Raw genomic sequence first — 22,037 nt, 5'->3', positions numbered from 1 at the left:
GAGGGGGCGTCAAGCGTGGCCAAGGGTCACTCCCAGAGCGCGAGGGGGTCAGCGACTCTAACCGTCTGCCACCGCTCCAAGTCGGCCCGTACGGGAAACTTCCCTCCCCCGAGGGAACCGGCGATTCCTGTTACCGGTCACCGATTCCCATGGCCTCACCAGTCGCTTTTCGACGATGAGTTCGACATGAACTTCCGCACGACGTAGATCAGTCCGCCGACCAGCGCCACGAAGATCAGCAGCTTGAAGAGCAGGTAGGCCAGGAAGCCGACGATGGAGCCGATCAGACCGCCGAACACCACCAGCGCTATGACCGGCACCGCGATCCACTTCACCCACCACGGCAGACCCGTGAAGATCTCTCGCATTGCCCTGCCCTCTGCTTTCCCGTGCGCTTCTGCACGTACCGTCGGTCTCGTGCGCGCCGCACGATGCGATGTCCTGCACTCGATGCTAGAGCCGCGAGGGGGGCGTCCGGGGGCCTCTGATCCCTTGTCCTCCCCTGACCTCTCCCCTAGGGAACCCTGAGGGAAGAGGTCACGCCTCGGGCGGAGAGAAGACGACCAGAACCCTCAGGTCCTCGCTGATGTGATGGAACTTGTGAGCCACCCCGGCCGGCACGTACACGACACTGCCCCTGGCCACCTGGGTGGTCTCCATGCCGACGGTGATCGCGGCGCGGCCGCTGACGACGAAGTACACCTCGTCCTGGTTGTGCGGCCTCTGCGGGTCCTGGGCTCCCGCGTCCAGCGCGTAGAGGCCGACGGACATGTTCCGCTCACGCAGAAACTGCAGGTAGGCACCGTCGTTGGCGGCGCGTTCCGCCTCCAGTTCGTCCAGCCGGAATGCCTTCATCGCCGTCGTTCGCCCTCGCCTCACTGCTCGCGTCCGATCTCTTCTGCCACGATCAGACACATGAAGAATTTCGTAGTCAAGACGATCGTGAACGCGGGCGCCCTCGCCGTCGCCGTGTGGCTGCTCGACAAGATCACCCTGACCGGCGACAGCACCACCAAGAAGGTCTGGACGCTGATCCTGGTCGCCCTGGTCTTCGGCGTCGTGAACTTCCTGGTCAAGCCGATCGTGAAGATCCTTACCTTCCCGCTGTTCATCCTCACTCTCGGCCTGATCACCCTGGTGGTCAACGCGCTGATGCTGCTGCTGACGTCGTGGGTGTGCGACAAGCTCGACCTGAGCTTCCACGTGGAGGGGTTCTGGACGGCCGTCCTCGGCGGTCTCATCATCTCGATCGTGTCCTGGGCCCTGAACATGATCCTCCCCGACACGGACTGAGCACCCGATGACCTACCGCGTCTGTTTCGTCTGCACCGGCAACATCTGCCGTTCCCCGATGGCCGAATCCGTCTTCCGTGCCCGCACGGCCGAGGCCGGCCTGGACGACCGTGTCGAGGTCGACAGCGCCGGCACCGGCGGCTGGCACGAGGGCGACGGCGCGGACCCGCGCACCGTGCGCGTCCTCACGGAGCACGGCTACGACGGTGACCACACCGCCCGGCAGTTCCAGGCGTCCTGGTTCGACCGCCTCGATCTCGTGATCGCCCTCGACTCCGGCCACCTCAAGGCTTTGCGCCGGCTGGCACCCACCGAGGAGGACGCCCGCAAGGTGCGCCTGCTGCGCTCCTACGATCCCGATGCCGGCGACGACCTCGACGTACCGGATCCGTACTACGGCGGGCTGGACGGCTTCGAGGAGTGCCTTGAGATGGTGGAGGCGGCGAGCGAGGGCCTGCTCGCCGCGGTACGCGACGACGTGGAGGGAACAGCGGAATGAACGAAACCGGCTCCAATTCCGACGACGGCTCCGGCCTCGTGACGGGTGAGGGCACGCGCGCGGTGCGCGCGGGACTCCCCGAACCGGTCAAGAACGAGCCGACCCTGCCGGGGCCGGTGTTCGCCGCACACTTCCACCTGCCCGGCGAGGTCAGCGGTCCGTACGCCTACGGCCGCGACGAGAACCCGACCTGGACCCACCTGGAGCACGCCATCGGCGAGCTGGAGGCACCCGGTGAGGACGTCGGGACGCTGGTGTTCGCATCCGGCGTGGCGGCCGTCTCGGCCGTGCTGTTCTCGCAGCTGCGAGCCGGGGACGCGGTCGTGCTGCCGTCCGACGGCTACCAGGTGCTGCCCCTGATCCGTGCCCAGCTGGAGGCCTACGGCATCGAGGTGCGCACCGCGCCGACCGCCAAAGACGCCCAGCTCGACGTCCTGGACGGGGCGAAGCTGCTGCTGATCGAGTCGCCGTGCAACCCCGGGCTCGACGTGTGCGACATCCGGCGGCTCGCCGAGGCGGCACACGCGCACGGCGCCGCCGTCGCCGTCGACAACACCCTCGCCACCCCCCTCGGCCAGCGGCCGCTGGCGCTGGGTGCCGACTTCTCCGTGGCCAGCGGCACCAAGCAGCTCACCGGCCACGGGGACATCCTGCTTGGGTACGTAGCCGGGCGCGATCCCGAGGCCATGGCCGCCGTACGCCGCTGGCGCAAGATCATCGGCGCGATCTCCGGGCCCATGGAGGCCTGGCTGGCCCATCGCTCCCTGGCGACCCTCCAGTTGCGGGTGGACCGGCAGAACGCCACCGCCCTGCTGCTCGCCGAGGCGCTCCGCGAGCGGCCCGACGTGACCGGGCTGCGTTACCCGGGGCTGCCGGACGACCCCGCGCACAAGATCGCCTCCCAGCAGATGCGGCGCTACGGCTCGGTGATCTCCTTCACGCTGCCCACGCGCGCGCGTGCCGAGCGTTTCCTGGAAGCCCTGCGGCTGGTCGACGACGCGACGAGTTTCGGCGGGGTGCGCTCCACGGCGGAGCGGCGGCGACGCTGGGGCGGGGACGACGTACCGGAGGGGTTCATCCGGCTGTCGGTCGGGGCCGAGGACCCGGAGGACCTGCTGGCCGACGTGTTCCGCGCCCTCGACGAGTCGGGGCAGTGACCGGATTACGGACACGCGCGCCGGTCCGGCTACGGAAAACGGACGGTCCGAGCCTCCCCCCTCGTGGCTCGGACCGTCCCGGTTCCCGCGCGCCAAGAACCGCGCGACCAAGGCTAGTTGACTCTGCGTCAGTGTCCAATCACTGTAGGGGCAGAGACCTATCGACTTATTTATAGTTGGGTTCCTGCCTCCTGGGCCGGCACGGGGCGGGGACAAGGGAAGGGTGAACGATGGACCTGGCCTTGCTGCGGACCTTCGTGACCGTGCACCGGGCCGGCTCCTTCACCCGCGCCGCCGCCCTGCTCGGACTCTCCCAGCCGGCCGTGACCTCCCAGATCCGGAGCCTGGAGAGACAACTGGGCCGACCGCTCTTCCTGCGGCAGGCCCGGGGGGTGACGCCGACCAGCATCGGCGACGAACTCGCCCACAAGGCCGCCCCGCACCTGGACGCACTCGTGGAGATAGCCGAGCGCGGTCTCGAGGACGACTTCTCGGTGCGCACCCTGCATCTCGCCGGGCCACCCGAGTTCACCGCCGAGCGAGCCCTGCCCGCACTCTCGGAACTCGCCCGCGACGACGGCCAGGGGTTCGCGCTGCGCGCCTCCTTCGGCAACGCCGAGGAGACCCTGGAAGGACTGTCCGCCGGACATCACGACCTGGCCATCAGTACGGCACGGCCGCGTGGTGCCCTGCTCACCGCTACCGCCCTCTGCGACGAGGAGCACGTACTGGTCGCCGCCCCCCGCTGGGCAGAGGAGATCGGCGGCGGGACGGTACTCGACAAGGGCGCGCCGGTCCTGGAGAACCTCCCTGTCGTCGAGGTCCACGAGTCGCTGCCCTTCGTCTCGCGCTACTGGGGTTCCGTCTTCGATGCCCGGCCTGCCGCCTCGGGCACCGTCGTCGTGCCCGATCTGCGTGCCGTCCTCGCCTGCGCTATCGCGGGCGCCGGCCTCGCCGTCCTGCCCCGCTATCTCTGCACGGGCGCGCTGGACCGCGGTGAGGTCATGGCGCTGCACGAGCCGGCGGTACCACCGCTGCGGACCTACTTCCTGGTGGTGCGGACCGGCACGCTCGCCATGCCACATGTGGCGCGGGCGCACGAGTGGCTCCACCACGCGGCCGTGGACTGGGGCTGAGCGCATCGGGCGGTGTTGACGCGATGCGGCCGCACGATGGCGCTTCGCGATGTTTCACGTGGAACAAGCTGGGCCACATTTCTCCCATGACCGTCCGACCCGTGGTCAAGCGCACCGCGCGTGCCGTTCTCCTGGACGGCGACGACCTGATCCTGATCAAGCGCACCAAGCCAGGTGTCGATCCCTACTGGGTCACTCCCGGTGGCGGGGTCGAGCCGGAGGACACCACCGTCGTCGACGCCCTGCACCGAGAGGTGCACGAGGAGCTCGGTGCCAAGATCACCGACGTGGTGCCCTGCTTCGTGGACACCGTGGAACACATCGGCGACAGCGGCAGCACCACCGGGGTGAAGGTGCAGCACTTCTTCGTCTGCCGGCTGGAGTCCATGGACCCCGCCCTGCGGCACGGCCCCGAGATCGACGAGCCCGCGGGCGAGTACGAGATCGTGCGTGTCCCCTTCACCCGTGTCGGGATCGCTTCCGTGCACCTGGTACCGCTCTCCCTGCGGCACTACCTGGACGGAAACATCGAGGGCGTACGAGCCATGCAGGCCCACGACCTCGGGTGACGGATCAGTCGCCGACGACAACCAGCTCTTCGACCGAGTCGTGCCGTATGCGGTGCGCCGGGATGCCGACGTCCCGCAAGGCGTGCACACCGTTGCGGATCATGCCGGGCGGCCCCGACAGATAGGCGTCGTACTCGCTCCACGATCCGTAGGCCCGGATGGCGTCAGGCAGCTGGAGACGCGCCTGCCGGTCGACGACCGGGCGGACCGAGAGCCAGGGGTGGCCCTGCTGGATCCGGAGCAGGGTGTCGATGTCGTACAGGTCGTGGTCGGTGCGGGCGCCGTAGAACACCTCGACCGGGCGGCGCGCGCCGCGTTCGGCGATGTCCTCGACCAGCGCCTTGATGGGGGCGATCCCGGTGCCGCCGCCCAGGCAGAGCAGCCCGTTGTCCCGTGTGTGGTCGACGGTCATCGAGCCGACGGGCGGGCCGAGGCGGACCACGTCACCGGGGCGGGCTCGGTGCACCAGCGCGTTGGAGACCCAACCCGCCGGCACGGCCTTCACATGGAAGGTCAGCAGCCCGTCCGAACGGGGTGCCGAGGCGAAGGAGTAGTGCCTCCAGACCCTCGGCCACCAGGGCGTCTCCATGCTCGCGTACTGCCCCGCGAGGAAGGGGTACGGCTGGTCCGGGCGCAGCGTGAGGACCGCCACGTCGGCGGTCCTGAGGTCGTGTGCGACGACCTGCGCATGCCACCAGGCCGGTGCGCGCAGCTCGTCCGCCGACGCCGCGTCGATCATCACCTGGGACATCGTCGTGTACGCCCGCACCCAGGCCGCTTCCGTGTCCCGGTCCCAGATCGCCAAGGCGTACTTGCTCAACGCTCCGATGAGGCACTCGCCGACGGCCGGGTAGTGCTCGGGGCGGGTGCCGTACTTGCGGTGGCCGCGGCCCAGGTTCCGGAGGTAGTCGACCAGGACGGGTGTGTCGTCGATGTGCTCGGCCGCGGTGAGCAGCGCCTTCAGCAGCCGGTCCCGCTGGGTGTCCATCGCGGCCGGGAACAGGGGACGCAGTTCTGGATGGCGCACGAAGAGCAGTGCGTAGAAGTACGAGGTGACCTTGTCGGCCACCGGGCCGACTTCGGACATGGTGGCCCGGATGCGGACGGCGTCCGGGGAGGCGTCCGTGCTCGGCTGTGCGGGGTCGTGGAGAGGGCCGGGCTCCTGGCTCGGCCCTATTCGCTCCCGGTCCGCTCCAGGCGTGTACGTGCCGCCCTGCGGCGTCCCCTGCCGTCCGCCCGGCCCCCCGACCGGATGTTCGGCGGCTGGCTCGACCGGAGTGTTGTGGGGGGACGTGAACCAGCTGCTTCCGCCGGCCCCGTCGTTGCCCGCCGACGTGGTGGTCGGAGCATCCATGGTGTGCCTCGCCTCGAACATTTTTCGATCGGTCTGCGCACTTCGCTCGGAAGGCGTTTGTGTTCCCCCGTTGACGGTCGGCTCTTCCTGGTGCGGCTTGTGGCCCACATGGCCACATTGAACCCGTGCCCCCTTCGCGTACGGACAAGTAAGGCGAAAGTGTGACATGGACCGCAGTCGCTCCCGCCGAGGCATCTCAACCCGGACAGGAACCGGAGTCGACCCTACCGGCCGCCGTTGTGCACACAAGTCCCGCCTGCCGCCCCCGCACATCCGGCAACGGGCGAACCACAAGGTCCCTCAACTACCGGGCGTCACGCGCCAATTCGTAGGCATCCCACAGATCCCGCCCCGCGTACGAGTACGTGGCGAGACCGGCGAGATGTCCATCCGCGTTGACGGCCACGGACACCGGGACCACCGAGAACAGCGCCCTGTCCGACATCGAGTCCCCATAAGCGACACAGTCAGCCCGGCCGACCCCGAACTCCGCGCACAGCCGGTCGGCGATGGTCACCTTGGCCGCGGCATCGAGGAGGCCGGCCGGGTCCACCGGGTCGACGAACGGCACCGCCGGGAAGAGCGAACCGAAGGTCGCATGGGCTCCCCAGCCCAACAGGCGGTCCACGAAGAACGAAGGCGACAGCGAGACCACCGCGCAATAGTCACCCGCCGCCCTGATCTCGGCCCAGACCTCCGGGATACGGGCCAGCCAGGGCGCTCCGTCGAAGGCCGCCGTCACCTGCGCGTCGGTCAGCTCGGCCCAGAGGGAGTGCACCCGTTCCGCATACTCCGGCGGTGCTATGCGTCCCGCCGAGATCGCGCGATCAAGCTCCACTGCCTGGGCCTCCAGGCCGAGTTGACGGGAGATCTCGACAGGGGCGGAGGTGCCGTGCAGCAACGTGCCGTCAAGATCGAAGAGATGGAGTCTCGCCATGACACCCGAGGCTAACCGGAGGGGGACGCCGCGCCGAGGGAGTTCTCGGAGAGGGGCTCGGGGCGATGTTTCACGTGAAACGTCCCCCGTCTGTCCTACGGCTGTGCAGGGGGCTACGGCATGGCCAAAAGCACGTGTGTCTACCTCGAAACAGGTGGACGCCACGGGTGCGGGTCGGACAGCCTGACCTGCGTGCCCATTCCTGCCGTCGCCTCTCTGCCCATCCGCCGACTGACGCCACGCGACCTCACCGCATGCGCCGACCTGTCCGAGGACCGGGGGTGGCCGCGTGAGGAACACAAGTGGCGGCTGCTCCTCACGGCCGGAACGGGGTACGGCATCGACGACCCCGACGGAGGCCTGGTCGCCGCCTGCGTCGTCACGGAGTACGGCTCGGGGGAACGCCCGGATCTCGGCGCGATCGGCATGGTCCTGGTCGCCGCACGACATGCCCGTCAGGGTGTGGGCCGCCGGCTGATGCGTCACATCGTCTCGGCGATGGGGACGACCCCCCTGACCCTGTACGCGACCCCGTACGGCCGTCCGCTCTACGAGGAGCTGGGGTTCAAGACCACGGGCCGCTCCGAGATGCTGTGCGGCCACTTCACGCCGGACGGCCAGGAGCCCCGGGTGACGACGCGGGCGGCGACGGCCGAGGACCTCGGTCCCATCGTGCGGCTGGACGAGGAGGTCTTCGGCTCCGACCGCACACCTCTCCTCGCCCGTCTGCCCGCGTTCTCGGACCAGCTGCGGGTGGCCATGGACGGCGGCCGGATCGTCGGCTTCGCGGCCGCCTGGCCCAACATGGACACCCAGGTCGTCGGGCCGCTGATCGCCCGCGACACGGCGACTGCGAAGTCCCTCATCTGCTCACTCGCCGCCCACACCGACCGGCCGCTCCGCACCGACATCGACATCCGGCACGAGGAACTGCTGACCTGGGCGAAGGAGCACGGGCTGGCCTCCGTCGCCATGAACTCCGTCATGGCCTACGGCATCACGGAGCTGCCGGGCGACTGGACACGGCGGTTCGCTCCGCTGACGGTGGCCGCGGGCTGAAGGTGCCCCGGTACGGCGAACGCCGGCCCCTGGCAGGGGCCGGCGTTCCGGACTGGCCGGGATGACGGTCAGACGAGCGCCTTCACGGCGTCCGTGGCGAAGCCGTGGTCCTGGTCGGGGGCACCCCCACCGACACCGACGGCGCCGATCAGCCGGCCGTCGCGGTGGACGGGGACACCGCCCGCTATGAAGAGCAGGGGCCGGTCGAGCGCCGTCGGCAGGGTATGGAAGAGACCGCCGGGCTGGACCGCGTCGACGAGGTCGGCGGTAGGGCTGTCGAGCTGGAGCGCCGTGTAGGCCTTGCGGGTGCTGGTCTCGCCGGAGATCAGCACCGCCCGGTCGTCCCGCCGGAAAGCGAGCAGATGACCCCCGGCGTCCAGGACGGTGACGCTGACGGTGACCCCGGCGGCCTCGGCGGCGCGCCGGGCCTCACTGATCAGGAGTTCGGCGTCCTGCGTGGTGAGCGGGGCGACGGTGGTGCTCATGAAGGTGGTTCTCCTTGGGTGGTGCCGCGGGAAACGGCCTGGATGGTGATGAGGCGAGCCGCGGGGCGGCTCAGTGGTGGACCGACGCCCGCTGCTCGCGCACATCGGCGACGGTCGCGGCGCTCGGGGTGCTGTCGCGGCGCTCCAGTGCTGCGGACAGGAACGCGAGCATCAGGGCGGCCGCCGCGAGGACGGCGCCGACCCAGTTGGGGGAGGTGTAGCCGAAGCCCGCGGCGATCACGATTCCGCCGAGCCAGGCGGACAGGGCGTTGCCGAGGTTGAAGGCGCCGATGTTCACCGCCGAGGCCAGGGTGGGGGCGCCATGCGCCTGGTCGAGGACGCGCTTCTGCAGCGGGGGCACGGTCGCGAAGCCCAGGGCGCCGATCAGGGCGACGGTCGCTGCTGCCGCGATCTTGTTGTGGGCGGTGACCGTGAAGAGAGCGAGAACGAGGGCCAGAGCGCCCAGCGACACGTACAGCATGGGCATGAGGGCGCGGTCGGCGAACCTGCCGCCGACGAGGTTCCCGCCGACCATGCCGAGGCCGAACAGGACCAGCAGCCAGGTGACGGAGCCGTCGGCGAAGCCGGCGACGTGGGTCATCATCGGCGCGATGTAGGTGATGGCGGCGAAGACCCCGCCGAAGCCGAGGACGGTCATCGCCATGGCGAGCAGGACCTGGGTGTTCTTGAACGCGGCCAGTTCGTGCCGCAGGTGCACGCCCTGCGGCTTGGGCAGCTCGGGCACCAGCCTGGCGATGCCGGCCAGGCCGACGAGGCCGAGAACCGCGACGATGCCGAAGGTGACGCGCCAGCCGACGTGCTGTCCGACCAGGGTGCCGAGCGGGACACCGACGACGTTGGCGACGGTGAGCCCGGTGAACATCATGGCGATGGCTCCGGCCCGCTTGCTGGGGGCGACCAGTTCGGCGGCCACCACCGAGCCGATGCCGAAGAAGGCGCCGTGGGCGAGGGAGGCGACCACGCGGCCGATCAGCATGACGGCGAAGGAGGGGGCGACGGCGGAGAGCAGGTTGCCCGCGATGAACAGACCCATCAGCAACATCAGCATCCGCTTGCGCGGGATCTTGGTGCCCAGGACGGTCATCAGCGGGGCCCCGATCACCACCCCGAGCGCGTATCCGGTCACCAGCAGACCGGCGGTGGGGATGGAGACCCCGAAGTCACCCGCGACCTCGGGCAGCAAGCCCATGATCACGAACTCGGTCGTTCCGATTCCGAAGGCCCCGATCGCGAGGGCCAGAAGCGCGAGAGGCATGGGGGGACACCTTCCCAGACGATTGCAGGTGCACTTAGCGTGCGTCCACATTAATTGCATGCGCTGGATATTTGCAACCGCCGGATATTGCGGCATTGCTCTATCCTGGTGTCAGCCGCTCCGGGACGGAGGAACACGCCAATGACAGCGACAGACCCCGCGCTCACCGCCCTTGCCCAGGGCTGGTGCGCTCTCTCCCTGCTCCACGGGAGGATCGAGGCGCACATCGAGCGCGCCCTTCAGGGGAAGCACGACCTGAGCGTGCGCGAGTACTCCCTGCTGGACGTCCTCAGCCGGCAGCACGACGACGAAGGCGGCCATCTGCAGATGAAGCAGGTGGCCGACGCGGTCGTCCTCAGCCAGAGCGCCACCACCCGACTGGTGACACGTCTTGAGGACCGGGGCCTGTTGGAGCGCTACCTCTGCCCCACCGACCGCCGCGGCATCTACACGAACGTCACCGAGACGGGGCTGCGGTTGCTCGAGGAGGCTCGTCCCACCAACGACACCGCGCTGCGCGAGGCGCTTGACGAGGCGGCCCGGAGCCCTGAGCTGGCTCCGCTGGTACGGGTCGTGGAATCGCTGAACGTGCCCGCATAGGCTGCGGGCATGGGAGATCTTGAGATACGCGCCGCGGTCGCCGACGACGTCCCGGCCATCGTCGGCATGCTCGCCGATGACCCGCTGGGCGCCCGGCGGGAGTCACCGGAGGATCTGGCCCCCTACCTCAGCGCCCTGGAGCGGCTCGACGCCGACCCCAACCAACTGCTGGTGGTCGCCGAACGCGAGGGCCGTATCGTCGGCACACTCCAGCTCACGATCATTCCTGGGCTGTCGCGGCGCGGCGCCACCCGGTCGATCATCGAGGCCGTGCGCATCCACGCGGACGAGCGTGGAGGCGGGCTGGGCACCCAGTTCATCGAGTGGGCGATCGAGGAATCCCGCCGTCAGGGCTGCCAGATGGTGCAGCTGACCTCGGACGCGTCCCGCACCGGCGCACACCGCTTCTACGAGCGGCTCGGATTCACCGGTTCGCATGTCGGCTTCAAGCTGGAGATCTGACCACCCGGCACCCGGGGCTCACGTCGTACGGGGGGCGTTTCACGTGAAACGCCCCCCGATCCGTCTAACCGATCCCCCGCCACCCCTCGGAGTCCACCCCACCCGGCACAGGAGCTGTCTCCTCGTACGGCTGACGCGTGAACACGAACGAACCGAGGTCCAGGTGGCTCACCGTGCCGTCCGGTCGCCGTACGGGCCGTAGAAGCTCTCCGGCGTAGTAACCCTCGAGGCCGGTCCAGGTACCGTCGCCGTTGGTCCGGAAGCGCGCACGGCGGCCGGCCCCCGACAGCGGCCCGAGCGACACCAGTCCGTCGGCCGTCACCCGCAGGGCGAAGGGATGCGTACCCCAGTACCACTGGCCCGCCAGCTCCAGAACCGACGGCTCGACCCGGGCCGGCGGACGCCACGGCTCGGGAATACGCGGTTCGGCCTCCGCGACGATGCGGACGAGGTCGGCGCCGACGGCGGACAGCATCGGACCCGAGGTGCAGTTCGCTAGCACCACGGCCGCCACGTCGTCGTCCACGCCGATGGTGAGGTTGGCCAGGAAACCGGGCAGGGACCCGGAGTGCCCGACCAGGAGTCGGCCGTCGCGGCGCTGGATCTGGAGACCGAGACCGTAGGTGGCACCGTCCAGTACGTCGGCGGGCTCGGCGGGCGCCGCCGGGATCCGCATCTCCCGCACGGACTCCGCGCTCAGCACCCGGTCGTCACCGGCCGCCAGGAAGACGGCGAACCGGGCCAGGTCGCCGGTGGTCGACCACAGCTGTCCCGCCGGTGCCATCCGGCCGAGATCCTCCAACGGCTCCGGAAGCAGGGCGTCGGCCCAGGGATGGACCGCCCAGCCGCCGGCGTGCGGCGTCTGCGGCTGGGCGCTCGTACGGTCGAGCCCCAACGGTGCGAGCACCTCCCGGCGGAGCACCTCCTCCCAGGGGGCACCTCGGACTTCCTCCACCAGGGCGCCGAGAAGGGTGTAGCCGGGGTTGGAGTAGTGATGCCGGCGGCCGACCGGGTGCAGCAGCGGCTGTTCGCCGAGGACATCGCTGAGCTCCGGCCGCAGCGAGCCCGGAGTCCGCTCCCACCAGGGAGCGGGTGACTCGGCCGCGAGTCCCCCGGTGTGCGCGAGGAGTTCGGCGATCGTCGCCTCCCCCGCTCCGGCGCCCGGCAGGTACTTCTCCAACGGGTCACCGAGGTCGAGCAGGCCCTCGTCGCGCAGCCGGAGCACCAGAACCGCGGTGAACGTCTTGGTGATCGACCCGATCCGGTACTGCACGTCCTCGTCCGGCTCGTGTCCGTCCACCGAACTCCGCGACCCGTGCCAGACCGCCCGCCCGCCCCGTACCACCGCGGCCACCAGTGACGGCGCCCGTCCTTCGGCCTGGGCGACGGCGATCCGATGCAGCAGCGCCCGCCGGGTGGCGGGCAGCAGCTCTTCCTGAAATGTCGTCATGCGCCCAGTCCACCCGGTGGGCGGGGCCGCGTCGAGTTCATTTCGGTGGTGGGGCTCAGGTCTGCGCCATGTCCACGAAGCGGGAGTAGTGACCCTGGAAGGCCACGGTGATGGTCGCGGTCGGACCGTTTCGGTGCTTGCCGACGATGATGTCCGCCTCGCCGGCCCGCGGCGACTCCTTCTCGTAGGCGTCCTCGCGGTGGAGCAGGATGACCATGTCGGCGTCCTGCTCGATCGAGCCGGACTCACGCAGGTCGGACACCATCGGCTTCTTGTCCGTGCGCTGCTCGGGACCACGGTTGAGCTGCGAGAGCGCGATCACCGGGACCTCCAGCTCCTTGGCCAGCAGCTTGAGGTTACGGGACATGTCCGAGACCTCCTGCTGGCGGCTCTCGGAGCGCTTGGACCCGGACTGCATCAGCTGCAGATAGTCGATGATCACGAGCTTGATGTCGTTGCGCTGCTTGAGCCGTCGGCACTTGGCCCGGATCTCCATCATCGACAGGTTCGGGGAGTCGTCGATGTACAGCGGTGCTGCCGACACGTCCGGCATCCGGCGGGCGAGCCGCGTCCAGTCCTCGTCGGTCATCGTGCCCGAGCGCATGTGGTGCAGGGCGACCCGGGCCTCGGCGGACAGCAGGCGCATCGCGATCTCGTTGCGGCCCATTTCGAGGGAGAAGATGACACTGGGCAGGTTGTTCTTGATCGAGGCGGCTCGGGCGAAGTCCAGTGCGAGGGTGGACTTACCCATGGCGGGCCGGGCGGCGATGACGATCATCTGGCCTGGGTGCAGGCCGTTGGTGAGCGAGTCCAGATCCGTGAAGCCGGTGGGCACGCCGGTCATCTCGCCGGTGCGGGAGCCGATCGCCTCGATCTCGTCGAGGGCGCCCTCCATGATGTCGCCGAGCGGCAGGTAGTCCTCGCTGGTCCGCTGCTCGGTGACGGCGTAGATCTCCGCCTGGGCGCTGTTGACGATCTCGTCGACGTCGCCGTCGGCCGCGTATCCCATCTGGGTGATGCGGGTTCCGGCCTCGACGAGACGGCGCAGCACGGCCCGCTCGTGCACGATCTCCGCGTAGTACTCGGCGTTCGCGGCGGTCGGCACCGTCTGCACGAGGGTGTGCAGGTACGTGGCCCCGCCGACCTTGTTGATCTCCCCGCGCTTGGTGAGTTCGGCGCCGATGGTGATGGGGTCGGCCGGCTCACCCTTGGCATAGACGTCGAGGATGGCCTGGTAGATCGTCTCGTGGGCGGGCTTGTAGAAGTCGTGGCCCTTGAGGATCTCGACGACGTCGGCGATGGCGTCCTTGGAGAGCAACATGCCGCCGAGCACGGACTGTTCCGCGTCGAGGTCCTGCGGGGGCACCCGTTCGAAGGTGGCACCTCCGCCGTCCCAGTCACCGCTGTCCCGGCCGCGGTCGTGGCGGTCGTCCCGCCCCCGGCCGCTCTCACCACGTCCACGGGAGGCGGGCAGACGGTCACCGGGACCTGCCTCGGCCCACGGATCGTCCAAGGGCTCGGAAATGCTCACCGAGTCACCTCCTCCCGTCCGCGCGGCGGACCTCGCCGTGGCCTCTTTTCTACGGCACGGCACTGACATACCAGCGCGCCCCATTCCGGTTCTGGGCGCGTCGGTTTTGTGAGGTTTCCGAGGCCGTGAGGAGGAGTGGGCGCCGGACCACGGTAGGCCCGCGGGCACCGTCAGCCAATCTGGTTATCCACAGGCCATGTGGACGACGGCCCTTATGCTGTGGAGAACCCGCCAAAACCTGTGCACGACGCGGTGGACAGCCCTGTGAACAAGCCCTCCATCTTTCTCTGCGACCGGCTCTGAGCTGCACCTTTCCCGTCCACCGGCTGTGCAGAAGAAAAACTTTCCCAGTCGGATCAAGATCGCATCGAACGATGCGTGAAAGCATGGCCCGCGCACGCTGGAGTAAGGGTCATTACTTAATTGCATCTCTTACCTGTGGACGATTAGATTAGTGCCCATGTCACAGGCTCCCGCGATCCCCGAGGCCACCCGACGGCGCCACGACCGAGAGATCGTCGCACTGGCCGTCCCGGCCTTCGGCGCACTCGTCGCCGAGCCGCTGTTCGTCATGGCCGACAGCGCGATCGTCGGCCATCTCGGCACCGCCCAGCTCGCCGGCCTCGGGGTCGCCTCGGCACTCCTCACCACCGCTGTGAGCGTCTTCGTCTTTCTCGCCTACGCCACCACGGCGGCCGTCGCCCGCAGGGTGGGTGCCGGCGATCTTCCCGCTGCCATCCGCCAGGGTATGGACGGGATATGGCTGGCGCTCCTGATCGGTGCCGGCGTCATCGCCGTCGCCCTGCCCTTGGCGCCCGGCATCGTGGACATCTTCGGAGCCTCGGCCACCGCGGCACCCTACGCGACGACCTACCTCAGGATCTCCGCACTGGGCATCCCCGCCATGTTGATGGTGCTCGCCGCCACCGGCGTCCTGCGTGGCCTCCAGGACACTCGCACCCCTCTGTACGTCGCCGTCGGGGGATTCGTCGCCAACGCCGCTCTGAACGCCGGACTCGTCTACGGCGCTGGACTGGGCATCGCGGGTTCCGCCTGGGGCACCGTCATCGCCCAGTACGCCATGGCGGCCGTCTATCTGACGGTCGTCGTCCGCGGAGCCCGCAGGCACGGCGCGTCCCTTCGTCCCGACACCACCGGCATACGAGCCTCCGCCAGGGCCGGTGCTCCCTTGCTCGTCCGCACTCTTTCGCTGCGGGCCGTCCTCATGATCGCCACGACCGTGGCCGCCCGGCTGGGCGATGCCGACATCGCCGCCCACCAGATCGTGCTGTCGCTGTGGAGCCTGCTGGCCTTCGCCCTGGACGCCATAGCGATCGCCGGGCAGGCCATCATCGGCCGCTGTCTTGGCGCGGGCGACACCGCCGGCGCCCGTGCGGCCTGCCGACGCATGGTCCAGTGGGGCATCGCGATCGGGGCGGTTCTCGGCGTGCTCGTGGTGGCCGCCAGGCCGCTCTTCCTGCCGCTGTTCACCAGCGATCCGGCCGTGAAGGACATGGCGCTGCCCGCACTGCTCATCGTGGCGCTCTCCCAGCCGGTCTCCGGTGTGGTCTTCGTCCTCGACGGCATCCTGATGGGTGCGGGAGACGGTCCGTATCTCGCAGGCGCCATGGTGGTGACCCTCGCGGTCTTCACCCCGGTGGCCCTCCTGGTGCCCGCCGTGGGCGGCGGGCTCACGGCACTGTGGGGAGCCATGACGCTGATGATGGCCACGCGGATGCTGACCCTCTGGCTGCGCACCCGTTCGGGCCGCTGGATCGTGACCGGCGCAACCCGCTGATCGCCGCGGCACCCCCGACCGTTTCACGTGAAACGTGAACCACCGCGAGCCGCCACGTTTCACGTGAAACACCCATCGCGTCATTCCGTGGGCCGGCAACCCGAGAGGGCCGCACCCTCACGGGTGCGGCCCTCTCAGTTACTGCTCGATGCGCACGCAGCCTCAGGCCGCGACGACCTCGATGTTGACCTTGGCGGCAACCTCGGGGTGCAGACGCACGAACGTCTCGTGGGCGCCCAGCGTCTTGATCGGCGAGCCCAGCTCGATGCGGCGCTTGTCGACCTCGGGGCCACCGGAAGCCTTGATCGCCGAGGCGACGTCGGCCGGGGTGACGGAACCGAAGAGACGACCGGCGTCGCCGGAGCGGACGGCCAGACGGACCTTGACACCCTCGAGCTGGGCCTTCACGGAGTTGGCCTGCTCGATGGTCTGGATCTCGTGGATCTTGCGAGCACGACGGATCTGCTCGACGTCCTTCTCGCCACCCTTGGTCCAGCGGATAGCGAACTTCCGCGGGATCAGGTAGTTGCGAGCGTAACCGTCCTTGACGTCGACGACGTCGCCGGCGGCACCGAGGCCAGAGACCTCGTGGGTGAGGATGATCTTCATTAGTCGGTCACCCTTCCCTTATCGCGCGGTGGACGTGTAGGGCAGCAGCGCCATCTCACGGCTGTTCTTCACGGCCGTGGCGACGTCACGCTGGTGCTGCGTGCAGTTGCCGGTCACGCGGCGGGCACGGATCTTGCCGCGGTCGGAAATGAACTTCCGCAGCATGTTCGTGTCCTTGTAGTCCACGTACTGGACCTTGTCCTTGCAGAACGCGCAGACCTTCTTCTTAGGCTTGCGCACAGGCGGCTTCGCCATGGTGTTTCTCCTGTGTGATCAAGAAGTGGGGATACGAGCCGACGCCCTAGAAGGGAGGCTCGTCCGAGTAGCCGCCGCCACCGCCGCTGCCGCCGGAGCCGCCGCCCCAACCGCCGCCACCCTGGTTGCCGCCGCCGGCGGGAGCGCCGGAAGCCCAGGGGTCGTCGTTGGGAGCGCCGCCCTGCTGGCCGCCGCCGGAGCCGCCGCCCCAGCCGCCGCCACCCTGGCCGCCACCGCCGCTGAAACCGCCACCCTGGCCACCGCGGCCGCCACCACCGGCGGTCTTGGTGACCTTGGCCGTGGCGCTCCGCAGGCTGGCGCCGACTTCCTCGACGTCCAGCTCGTAGACCGTGCGCTTGACACCCTCACGGTCCTCGTAGGACCGCTGCTTCAGCCGGCCCTGCACGATGACGCGCATGCCTCGCTGGAGCGACTCGGCGACGTTCTCCGCCGCTTGACGCCAGACCGAGCAGGTCAGGAACAGGCTCTCGCCGTCCTTCCACTCGTTGGTCTGCCGGTCGAAGGTGCGGGGGGTGGACGCGACGCGGAACTTCGCGACCGCCGCACCGGACGGGGTGAAGCGCAGCTCGGGGTCGTCGACAAGATTGCCGACGACCGTGATGACGGTCTCGCCTGCCATGGGGGTACCTCTCGGCGGGTTTGCTGCTGGCTGCTTGCTGCTACTCGAAACCCGAGATCAGCTGAGCTGGAAGCTCAGTGGGTCTCGGGACGGAGGACCTTGGTCCGGAGGACCGACTCGTTCAGGTTCATCTGGCGGTCGAGCTCCTTGACGACCGCAGGCTCGGCCTGCAGGTCGATGACCGAGTAGATGCCCTCGGGCTTCTTCTTGATCTCGTACGAGAGACGACGACGGCCCCAGGTGTCGACCTTCTCCACCTTGCCGTTGCCCTCACGGACGACGGAGAGGAAGTTCTCGATCAGGGGGGCGACAGCGCGCTCCTCCAGATCGGGGTCGAGGATGACCATCACCTCGTAGTGACGCATGTGGAACCCACCTCCTTTGGACTCAGCGGCCACGGTCGTTCCGTGGCAGGAGGGTTGTGATGCGTACGCAACGGTATCGGCCGCCACTGACAAGCGGGGGGCTTCCGTCGGGATCCCCGGCCGCGGGCCTGGGCAGACACCGGTGCAGACGGTACACACTACCCGCACACCTGCTTCCGGTTGAAATCCGGCCGCCGCCGCCCTCAATCTGTACACATCGGGTGTGTACGGCGCTACGATGCGCCGCTTTCCGCAGGAGGTGCCCTATGGCACAGGCATTGCGACCCAACACCGCCGGATCCCTGTTCGCCACCGACGGCAAGACCCATCTGCTCCAGGATTCGCTGATGGCCGTGACGCTGGCGCTCGGGCTGATCGCCTTCATCACGTCGTTCTTCCACAGCCTGCACCTGCTCAGCTCGTGGGCCGGGCTCATCGGCATCTTCACCGGCCTGTACGGCCAGTGGGTCTCGATCACCACACGCGAGCGCTTCGGTCTCATCCTGGGTCTCGGTGCCGCGGGCATCGGTTTCTTCATCGGCATGGCGCACGGCGGCCTGTTCGGATAGGCCCCGGACAGCAGTCGCACCACCGCGCTACGCCCCGGCCGCACCGGTGCCGGGGCGTACGGGGTGTACGCCCAGTCGGGCCGCGAACGAGGCGCAGTAGGCTCTGGCGCGAGAGCCGGAGCCCCTGTACCCATGGGGACACACCAGCCCGAGGAGCGCCCCGACATGAGCCTGACCCTGCGGACCATCAGCCGCGAACAGCATCTGGCATACATCCAGAGCCTGCCTGCGGCTAGCCACATGCAGGTCCCGGCCTGGGCGGATGTCAAGGCGGAGTGGCGTTCCGAGAACCTCGGCTGGTTCGACGAGCGCACCGGCGAGATGGTCGGCGCCGGCCTGGTGCTGTACCGCCAGCTGCCCAAGATCAAGCGCTACCTGGCCTACCTCCCCGAGGGCCCGGTCATCAACTGGTTCGCGCCGAATCTCGACGAGTGGATCCAGCCGATGCTGGCCCACCTCAAGCAGCAGGGCGCCTTCTCCGTGAAGATGGGCCCGCCGGTGATCATCCGGCGCTGGGAGGCCAACTCCATCAAGGCCGGCATCCAGAACCCGGACGTGAAGCGCCTGCGTGACATCGAGGCCGACTTCATCGAGCCGCGCGCCTTCGAGGTCGCCGACAAGCTCCGCCGGATGGGCTGGCAGCAGGGCGAGGACGGCGGGGCCGGCTTCGGTGACGTGCAGCCGCGCTACGTCTACCAGGTGCCGCTGGCGAACCGCTCCCTGGAAGAGGTCCACAAGAACTTCAACCAGCTGTGGCGACGCAACATCAAGAAGGCCGAGAAGGCCGGCGTCGAGGTGGTCCAGGGCGGCTACCACGACCTGGAGGAATGGCAGCGGCTGTACGAGATCACGGCCGTGCGCGACCACTTCCGGCCGCGCCCGCTGTCGTACTTCCAGCGCATGTGGACGGCCCTCAACACCGAGGACCCGAACCGGATGCGGCTCTACTTCGCCCGGCACAACGGGGTGAACCTCTCCGCGGCGACCATGCTGATCGTCGGCGGGCACGTCTGGTACTCCTACGGCGCCTCCGACAACATCGGCCGTGAGGTGCGCCCGTCCAACGCCATGCAGTGGCGGATGCTGCGCGACGCGTACGCGCTCGGCGCCACCGTCTACGACCTGCGTGGCATCTCCGACTCGCTGGACGAGACGGATCACCTCTTCGGCCTCATCCAGTTCAAGGTGGGCACCGGTGGCCAGGCTGCCGAGTACCTCGGCGAGTGGGACTTCCCGCTGAACAAGCTGCTCCACAAGGCGCTCGACATCTACATGTCGCGGCGCTGACGTCACGCTTCGTGCTTCTGTAGCCTGAAACACCCCAGCCATCCAGAAAGGTCCCAGGTCCGGCCATGGCGCTCACGCTCTACGTCGACACCGCGCGCTGGCGTGCGCACCACAAGCACGTGCAGGAGCAGTTCCCGGGTCTCGTCCCGGTCTGCAAGGGCAACGGCTATGGCTTCGGGCACGAACGCCTGGCGGAGGAGGCCACGCGTCTGGGCTCGGACATCCTCGCCGTCGGCACGACGTACGAGGCCGCGCGCATCAAGGACTGGTTCGGCGGCGATCTGCTGGTGCTGACGCCGTACCGGCGCGGCGAGGAGCCGGTGCCGCTGCCCGATCGGGTCATCCGCTCGGTGTCGTCGATCGACGGCGTGTACGGCCTGGTGGGCGCCCGCGTGGTCATCGAGGTGATGTCCACGATGAAGCGCCATGGCATCAGCGAGCAGGACCTGCCGCAGTTGCACTCGGCCATAGAGAACGTCCGTCTGGAGGGCTTCGCCATCCATCTGCCCCTGGACCGCACCGACGGCTCGGACGCCGTCGAGGAGGTCATCGGCTGGATGGACCGGCTGCGCGCGGCCCGGCTGCCGCTGCACACGATGTTCGTCAGCCATCTCAAGGCCGACGAACTCGCCCGGCTGCAGCAGCAGTTCCCGCAGACCCGGTTCCGGGCCCGGATCGGCACCCGGCTGTGGCTGGGGGACCATGACGCCACCGAGTACCGCGGGGCGGTCCTGGACGTCACCCGCGTCGCCAAGGGCGACCGGTTCGGCTACCGGCAGCAGAAGGCGGCCTCGGACGGCTATCTGGTGGTCGTGGCGGGCGGTACCTCGCACGGAGTGGGCCTGGAGGCCCCGAAGGCGCTGCACGGCGTCATGCCGCGCGCCAAGGGCGTCGCACGGGCCGGCCTGGCCACGGTGAACCGGAACCTCGCACCGTTCGTCTGGGGCGGCAAGCAGCGCTGGTTCGCGGAGCCGCCGCACATGCAGGTGTCGATCCTGTTCGTGCCGACCGACGCTCCGGAGCCGACCGTGGGCGAGGAGCTGGTGGCCCACCTGCGCCACACCACCACCCAGTTCGACCGCATCGTGGACCGCTGACGGGGTCTTGGAACGCCGGAAGGGCCGTACACGGGTTCCGTGTACGGCCCTTTCCGTCGACAGGGCTGTCGGCTCGGCCCGTCGGCCCAGCCTGTTCGCTCAGAGCGAACTGTCCCCGGAGGCCCGGCTGCCCCACTCCACCTGCGGTCCCTCGAACTGGACGGCGTGACGCCGGGGCCGGGCCGCCGGACCGACCACGAAGACGTCCGGCGCACCGTCCAGCACTCCGCCCGAGGGGTCGTCGTCACCGGAGCGGCGCACCACGTCCCGCTCGGGCAGCAGGATGTCGCGGACGACCATCGCGCAGAGGTAGAGCGTGCCGAGCAGATGCACCGCGATGGCCCAGTGGTAGCCCTGGGTCGGCAGGCCCTTGTGGGCGTCACCGCTGGTCGTGTACGCGAGGTACATCCAGATCCCCAGGAAGTACGCCACCTCGCACGCCTGCCAGATCAGGAAGTCCCGCCACTTGGGCCTGGCCAGCACGGCCAGCGGCACCAGCCACAGGACGTACTGCGGTGAGTAGACCTTGTTCGTGAGGATGAAGGCCGCCACCACCAGGAAGGCGAGCTGGGCGAAGCGCGGCCGCCGCGGGGCGGTGAGCGCCAGGGCGGCGATCCCGAGGAAGCACAGCAGCACCAGGGCCATCGCCGCGTTGTTCACGAAGCCGGTGCTGGGCGGGGTGGTCGTGTTCTGCGCCCAGATCAGCCAGAAGGAGCCGAAGTCGACGCCCCGTTCCTGGCTGAACGTGTAGAACTTCGACCAGCCGTCGAAGGCGAAGATCATCACCGGCAGGTTCACGACGAGCCAGGCGACGACGGCGCCCCCGGCCGCGGTGACGAAGTCCCGCCACTTGCCCGCGCGCCAGCACAGCAGGAACAGCGGCCCCAGAAGGAACACGGGATACAGCTTGGCGGCCGTGGCAAGCCCCAGGAGGACCCCGAAGGCGAGCGGACGGCTCCGGGACCACATCAGCATCGCCGCGGCCGTCAGAGCGACCGCCAGGAGGTCCCAGTTGATGGTGGCGGTCAGGGCGAAGGCGGGTGACAGGGCGACCAGCAGGCCGTCCCAGGGGCGCCGGCGGTGCGTGCGGACCACGCACACCGCGATCACGGCGGCGCAGATCATCAGCATCCCGGCGTTGACGAACCAGTACACCTGCTCCTGGAGCTGGATGCTGCCGCTGCCCGGGGTGAGCCAGGCGGCCACCTCCATGAACACACCGGTCAGCACCGGGTACTCGAGGTAGTCCATGTCGCCGGGGAGCTTGTCGAAGTACGGCACCAGACCGTCGGCGAAACCGCGGCCCTGGTAGAGGTGCGGGATGTCCGAATAGCAGGCGTGGGTGTACTGGGAGCTCGCGCCGAAGAACCAGCCGCCGTTGTAGCAGGGCGCCTTCTGGATCAGACCCAGGGCGAACATGCCGATCGCCACGAGGACCACGACCCTGAGCGGCGTCCACCAGGACGTCCCGAGCAGCGCACGCCGCCCGATGGGGCCACCGATCAGCTCACTGCCGGCCGCGGCGACCGGGTCTTCCCTGGTCGGCCGCACCGGCTCCGGCTCGCGCACGCCCGTGGGCGTCGTCTCTGCACTGGGCATGGGGCCCATC

General features: G+C 69.1%; 25 protein-coding genes. 12 read left to right on the top strand and 13 right to left on the bottom strand.

Annotated elements, in window-relative coordinates; genetic code table 11:
• Nucleotides 1–155: 155 nt before the first annotated feature.
• Together ACFY3I_RS23790 and ACFY3I_RS23785 are read right to left on the bottom strand one after the other, a co-directional pair.
• Nucleotides 156–368 (bottom strand): DUF5326 family protein, encoded by a 213-nt coding sequence (locus ACFY3I_RS23790; RefSeq protein ID WP_351748160.1) that lies wholly within the window; start codon nt 366–368, stop codon nt 156–158.
• A gap of 169 nt (nt 369–537) precedes the next feature.
• Nucleotides 538–855 (bottom strand): cupin domain-containing protein, encoded by a 318-nt coding sequence (locus ACFY3I_RS23785; RefSeq protein WP_365285775.1) that lies wholly within the window; start codon nt 853–855, stop codon nt 538–540.
• A gap of 60 nt (nt 856–915) precedes the next feature.
• Between ACFY3I_RS23785 and ACFY3I_RS23780 the strand changes: the two genes are divergently transcribed.
• From ACFY3I_RS23780 to ACFY3I_RS23760, 5 genes are all read left to right on the top strand, one after another.
• Nucleotides 916–1,293, top strand: coding sequence for a phage holin family protein (locus ACFY3I_RS23780; protein WP_365285777.1), 378 nt, complete (start codon nt 916–918; stop codon nt 1,291–1,293).
• A gap of 7 nt (nt 1,294–1,300) precedes the next feature.
• Complete coding sequence (locus ACFY3I_RS23775) at nt 1,301–1,792, top strand: low molecular weight protein-tyrosine-phosphatase (RefSeq protein ID WP_365285779.1); 492 nt, start codon at nt 1,301–1,303, stop codon at nt 1,790–1,792.
• Nucleotides 1,789–2,949, top strand: a complete 1,161-nt coding sequence (locus ACFY3I_RS23770) for a cystathionine gamma-lyase (protein ID WP_390862486.1) — start codon at nt 1,789–1,791, stop codon at nt 2,947–2,949. Before ACFY3I_RS23775 ends, ACFY3I_RS23770 begins: the two co-directional genes overlap by 4 nt.
• A gap of 230 nt (nt 2,950–3,179) precedes the next feature.
• Entirely contained in the window at nt 3,180–4,085 is a 906-nt protein-coding gene (locus ACFY3I_RS23765; protein ID WP_390862484.1) for a LysR family transcriptional regulator, read from the top strand.
• An 86-nt stretch (nt 4,086–4,171) separates the two neighbouring features.
• Complete coding sequence (locus tag ACFY3I_RS23760) at nt 4,172–4,654, top strand: NUDIX hydrolase (protein ID WP_365285785.1); 483 nt, start codon at nt 4,172–4,174, stop codon at nt 4,652–4,654.
• Nucleotides 4,655–4,658: 4 nt separating this feature from the next.
• Here ACFY3I_RS23760 and ACFY3I_RS23755 read toward each other — a convergent pair whose 3' ends face one another.
• Both ACFY3I_RS23755 and ACFY3I_RS23750 read right to left on the bottom strand, forming a co-directional pair.
• Nucleotides 4,659–6,029 (bottom strand): globin domain-containing protein, encoded by a 1,371-nt coding sequence (locus ACFY3I_RS23755; RefSeq protein ID WP_390862482.1) that lies wholly within the window; start codon nt 6,027–6,029, stop codon nt 4,659–4,661.
• 283 nt (nt 6,030–6,312) lie between these two features.
• Nucleotides 6,313–6,945 (bottom strand): HAD family hydrolase, encoded by a 633-nt coding sequence (locus ACFY3I_RS23750; protein ID WP_390862481.1) that lies wholly within the window; start codon nt 6,943–6,945, stop codon nt 6,313–6,315.
• Nucleotides 6,946–7,137: 192 nt separating this feature from the next.
• Here ACFY3I_RS23750 and ACFY3I_RS23745 point away from each other — a divergent pair, with 192 nt between their 5' ends.
• On the top strand, nt 7,138–8,004 hold the full coding sequence (locus ACFY3I_RS23745; protein WP_390862479.1) for a GNAT family N-acetyltransferase: 867 nt from the start codon (nt 7,138–7,140) through the stop codon (nt 8,002–8,004).
• A 68-nt stretch (nt 8,005–8,072) separates the two neighbouring features.
• Here ACFY3I_RS23745 and ACFY3I_RS23740 read toward each other — a convergent pair whose 3' ends face one another.
• The gene (locus tag ACFY3I_RS23740) at nt 8,073–8,489 is read right to left on the bottom strand and encodes a heme-binding protein (RefSeq protein ID WP_390862477.1); all 417 of its coding nucleotides are present in this window, start codon (nt 8,487–8,489) and stop codon (nt 8,073–8,075) included.
• A 70-nt stretch (nt 8,490–8,559) separates the two neighbouring features.
• On the bottom strand, nt 8,560–9,765 hold the full coding sequence (locus tag ACFY3I_RS23735) for an MFS transporter (protein ID WP_390862475.1): 1,206 nt from the start codon (nt 9,763–9,765) through the stop codon (nt 8,560–8,562).
• A gap of 141 nt (nt 9,766–9,906) precedes the next feature.
• Here ACFY3I_RS23735 and ACFY3I_RS23730 point away from each other — a divergent pair, with 141 nt between their 5' ends.
• Together ACFY3I_RS23730 and ACFY3I_RS23725 are read left to right on the top strand one after the other, a co-directional pair.
• A complete protein-coding gene (locus ACFY3I_RS23730) occupies nt 9,907–10,365 on the top strand; it encodes a MarR family transcriptional regulator (protein WP_365285797.1) in 459 nt (152 codons plus the stop codon).
• A 9-nt stretch (nt 10,366–10,374) separates the two neighbouring features.
• Nucleotides 10,375–10,827, top strand: coding sequence for a GNAT family N-acetyltransferase (locus tag ACFY3I_RS23725; protein WP_365285799.1), 453 nt, complete (start codon nt 10,375–10,377; stop codon nt 10,825–10,827).
• Between the two features lie 64 nt (nt 10,828–10,891).
• Here ACFY3I_RS23725 and ACFY3I_RS23720 read toward each other — a convergent pair whose 3' ends face one another.
• On the bottom strand, nt 10,892–12,277 hold the full coding sequence (locus ACFY3I_RS23720; RefSeq protein WP_390862473.1) for a serine hydrolase domain-containing protein: 1,386 nt from the start codon (nt 12,275–12,277) through the stop codon (nt 10,892–10,894).
• A 55-nt stretch (nt 12,278–12,332) separates the two neighbouring features.
• Nucleotides 12,333–13,808 carry a replicative DNA helicase gene (dnaB, locus tag ACFY3I_RS23715; protein WP_365285803.1) on the bottom strand — a complete coding sequence of 492 codons (1,476 nt, stop codon included), beginning with the start codon at nt 13,806–13,808 and terminating at the stop codon, nt 12,333–12,335.
• Between the two features lie 460 nt (nt 13,809–14,268).
• Here dnaB and ACFY3I_RS23710 point away from each other — a divergent pair, with 460 nt between their 5' ends.
• Nucleotides 14,269–15,606 (top strand): MATE family efflux transporter, encoded by a 1,338-nt coding sequence (locus tag ACFY3I_RS23710; RefSeq protein WP_390862471.1) that lies wholly within the window; start codon nt 14,269–14,271, stop codon nt 15,604–15,606.
• 162 nt (nt 15,607–15,768) lie between these two features.
• Here the strand turns inward: ACFY3I_RS23710 and rplI are convergent, their stop codons facing one another.
• The 4 genes from rplI to rpsF form a co-directional block, all read right to left on the bottom strand.
• Nucleotides 15,769–16,215, bottom strand: coding sequence for a 50S ribosomal protein L9 (rplI, locus tag ACFY3I_RS23705; protein WP_351934107.1), 447 nt, complete (start codon nt 16,213–16,215; stop codon nt 15,769–15,771).
• A gap of 18 nt (nt 16,216–16,233) precedes the next feature.
• Nucleotides 16,234–16,470: a 30S ribosomal protein S18 gene (gene rpsR / locus ACFY3I_RS23700; RefSeq protein ID WP_006381652.1), complete on the bottom strand. Its 237-nt coding sequence runs from the start codon at nt 16,468–16,470 to the stop codon at nt 16,234–16,236.
• Between the two features lie 46 nt (nt 16,471–16,516).
• Nucleotides 16,517–17,110 carry a single-stranded DNA-binding protein gene (locus ACFY3I_RS23695; protein WP_365285808.1) on the bottom strand — a complete coding sequence of 198 codons (594 nt, stop codon included), beginning with the start codon at nt 17,108–17,110 and terminating at the stop codon, nt 16,517–16,519.
• A 74-nt stretch (nt 17,111–17,184) separates the two neighbouring features.
• On the bottom strand, nt 17,185–17,475 hold the full coding sequence (gene rpsF, locus ACFY3I_RS23690; protein WP_005482942.1) for a 30S ribosomal protein S6: 291 nt from the start codon (nt 17,473–17,475) through the stop codon (nt 17,185–17,187).
• A gap of 266 nt (nt 17,476–17,741) precedes the next feature.
• Between rpsF and ACFY3I_RS23685 the strand changes: the two genes are divergently transcribed.
• From ACFY3I_RS23685 to ACFY3I_RS23675, 3 genes are all read left to right on the top strand, one after another.
• A complete protein-coding gene (locus tag ACFY3I_RS23685; RefSeq protein ID WP_351934103.1) occupies nt 17,742–18,044 on the top strand; it encodes a hypothetical protein in 303 nt (100 codons plus the stop codon).
• A gap of 165 nt (nt 18,045–18,209) precedes the next feature.
• Nucleotides 18,210–19,331 carry a peptidoglycan bridge formation glycyltransferase FemX gene (femX, locus tag ACFY3I_RS23680; RefSeq protein ID WP_390862469.1) on the top strand — a complete coding sequence of 374 codons (1,122 nt, stop codon included), beginning with the start codon at nt 18,210–18,212 and terminating at the stop codon, nt 19,329–19,331.
• 65 nt (nt 19,332–19,396) lie between these two features.
• Entirely contained in the window at nt 19,397–20,428 is a 1,032-nt protein-coding gene (locus ACFY3I_RS23675; protein WP_365285812.1) for an alanine racemase, read from the top strand.
• Between the two features lie 99 nt (nt 20,429–20,527).
• On the opposite strand, the gene ACFY3I_RS23670 is transcribed toward ACFY3I_RS23675, so the two are convergent.
• Nucleotides 20,528–22,027 carry a glycosyltransferase family 87 protein gene (locus ACFY3I_RS23670; RefSeq protein WP_390862467.1) on the bottom strand — a complete coding sequence of 500 codons (1,500 nt, stop codon included), beginning with the start codon at nt 22,025–22,027 and terminating at the stop codon, nt 20,528–20,530.
• Nucleotides 22,028–22,037 lie beyond the last annotated feature (10 nt).

Origin of the sequence: Streptomyces sp. NPDC001068 (genome assembly GCF_042897315.1) — a bacterium.
In the GTDB taxonomy this organism is placed as follows: Bacteria; Actinomycetota; Actinomycetes; order Streptomycetales; family Streptomycetaceae; genus Streptomyces.
This window is presented reverse-complemented; position numbering and strand designations above follow the sequence as displayed.

Bases quoted from the DNA above. Each gene is read 5' to 3' on its own strand.
- ACFY3I_RS23790 (WP_351748160.1), bottom strand. From the start codon at position 368: ATGCGAGAGATCTTCACGGGTCTGCCGTGGTGGGTGAAGTGGATCGCG.
- ACFY3I_RS23785 (WP_365285775.1), bottom strand. From the start codon at position 855: ATGAAGGCATTCCGGCTGGACGAACTGGAGGCGGAACGCGCCGCCAAC.
- ACFY3I_RS23780 (WP_365285777.1), top strand. From the start codon at position 916: ATGAAGAATTTCGTAGTCAAGACGATCGTGAACGCGGGCGCCCTCGCC.
- ACFY3I_RS23775 (WP_365285779.1), top strand. From the start codon at position 1,301: ATGACCTACCGCGTCTGTTTCGTCTGCACCGGCAACATCTGCCGTTCC.
- ACFY3I_RS23770 (WP_390862486.1), top strand. From the start codon at position 1,789: ATGAACGAAACCGGCTCCAATTCCGACGACGGCTCCGGCCTCGTGACG.
- ACFY3I_RS23765 (WP_390862484.1), top strand. From the start codon at position 3,180: ATGGACCTGGCCTTGCTGCGGACCTTCGTGACCGTGCACCGGGCCGGC.
- ACFY3I_RS23760 (WP_365285785.1), top strand. From the start codon at position 4,172: ATGACCGTCCGACCCGTGGTCAAGCGCACCGCGCGTGCCGTTCTCCTG.
- ACFY3I_RS23755 (WP_390862482.1), bottom strand. From the start codon at position 6,029: ATGTTCGAGGCGAGGCACACCATGGATGCTCCGACCACCACGTCGGCG.
- ACFY3I_RS23750 (WP_390862481.1), bottom strand. From the start codon at position 6,945: ATGGCGAGACTCCATCTCTTCGATCTTGACGGCACGTTGCTGCACGGC.
- ACFY3I_RS23740 (WP_390862477.1), bottom strand. From the start codon at position 8,489: ATGAGCACCACCGTCGCCCCGCTCACCACGCAGGACGCCGAACTCCTG.
- ACFY3I_RS23735 (WP_390862475.1), bottom strand. From the start codon at position 9,765: ATGCCTCTCGCGCTTCTGGCCCTCGCGATCGGGGCCTTCGGAATCGGA.
- ACFY3I_RS23730 (WP_365285797.1), top strand. From the start codon at position 9,907: ATGACAGCGACAGACCCCGCGCTCACCGCCCTTGCCCAGGGCTGGTGC.
- ACFY3I_RS23725 (WP_365285799.1), top strand. From the start codon at position 10,375: ATGGGAGATCTTGAGATACGCGCCGCGGTCGCCGACGACGTCCCGGCC.
- ACFY3I_RS23720 (WP_390862473.1), bottom strand. From the start codon at position 12,277: ATGACGACATTTCAGGAAGAGCTGCTGCCCGCCACCCGGCGGGCGCTG.
- ACFY3I_RS23710 (WP_390862471.1), top strand. From the start codon at position 14,269: ATGTCACAGGCTCCCGCGATCCCCGAGGCCACCCGACGGCGCCACGAC.
- rplI (WP_351934107.1), bottom strand. From the start codon at position 16,215: ATGAAGATCATCCTCACCCACGAGGTCTCTGGCCTCGGTGCCGCCGGC.
- rpsR (WP_006381652.1), bottom strand. From the start codon at position 16,470: ATGGCGAAGCCGCCTGTGCGCAAGCCTAAGAAGAAGGTCTGCGCGTTC.
- ACFY3I_RS23695 (WP_365285808.1), bottom strand. From the start codon at position 17,110: ATGGCAGGCGAGACCGTCATCACGGTCGTCGGCAATCTTGTCGACGAC.
- rpsF (WP_005482942.1), bottom strand. From the start codon at position 17,475: ATGCGTCACTACGAGGTGATGGTCATCCTCGACCCCGATCTGGAGGAG.
- ACFY3I_RS23685 (WP_351934103.1), top strand. From the start codon at position 17,742: ATGGCACAGGCATTGCGACCCAACACCGCCGGATCCCTGTTCGCCACC.
- femX (WP_390862469.1), top strand. From the start codon at position 18,210: ATGAGCCTGACCCTGCGGACCATCAGCCGCGAACAGCATCTGGCATAC.
- ACFY3I_RS23675 (WP_365285812.1), top strand. From the start codon at position 19,397: ATGGCGCTCACGCTCTACGTCGACACCGCGCGCTGGCGTGCGCACCAC.
- ACFY3I_RS23670 (WP_390862467.1), bottom strand. From the start codon at position 22,027: ATGCCCAGTGCAGAGACGACGCCCACGGGCGTGCGCGAGCCGGAGCCG.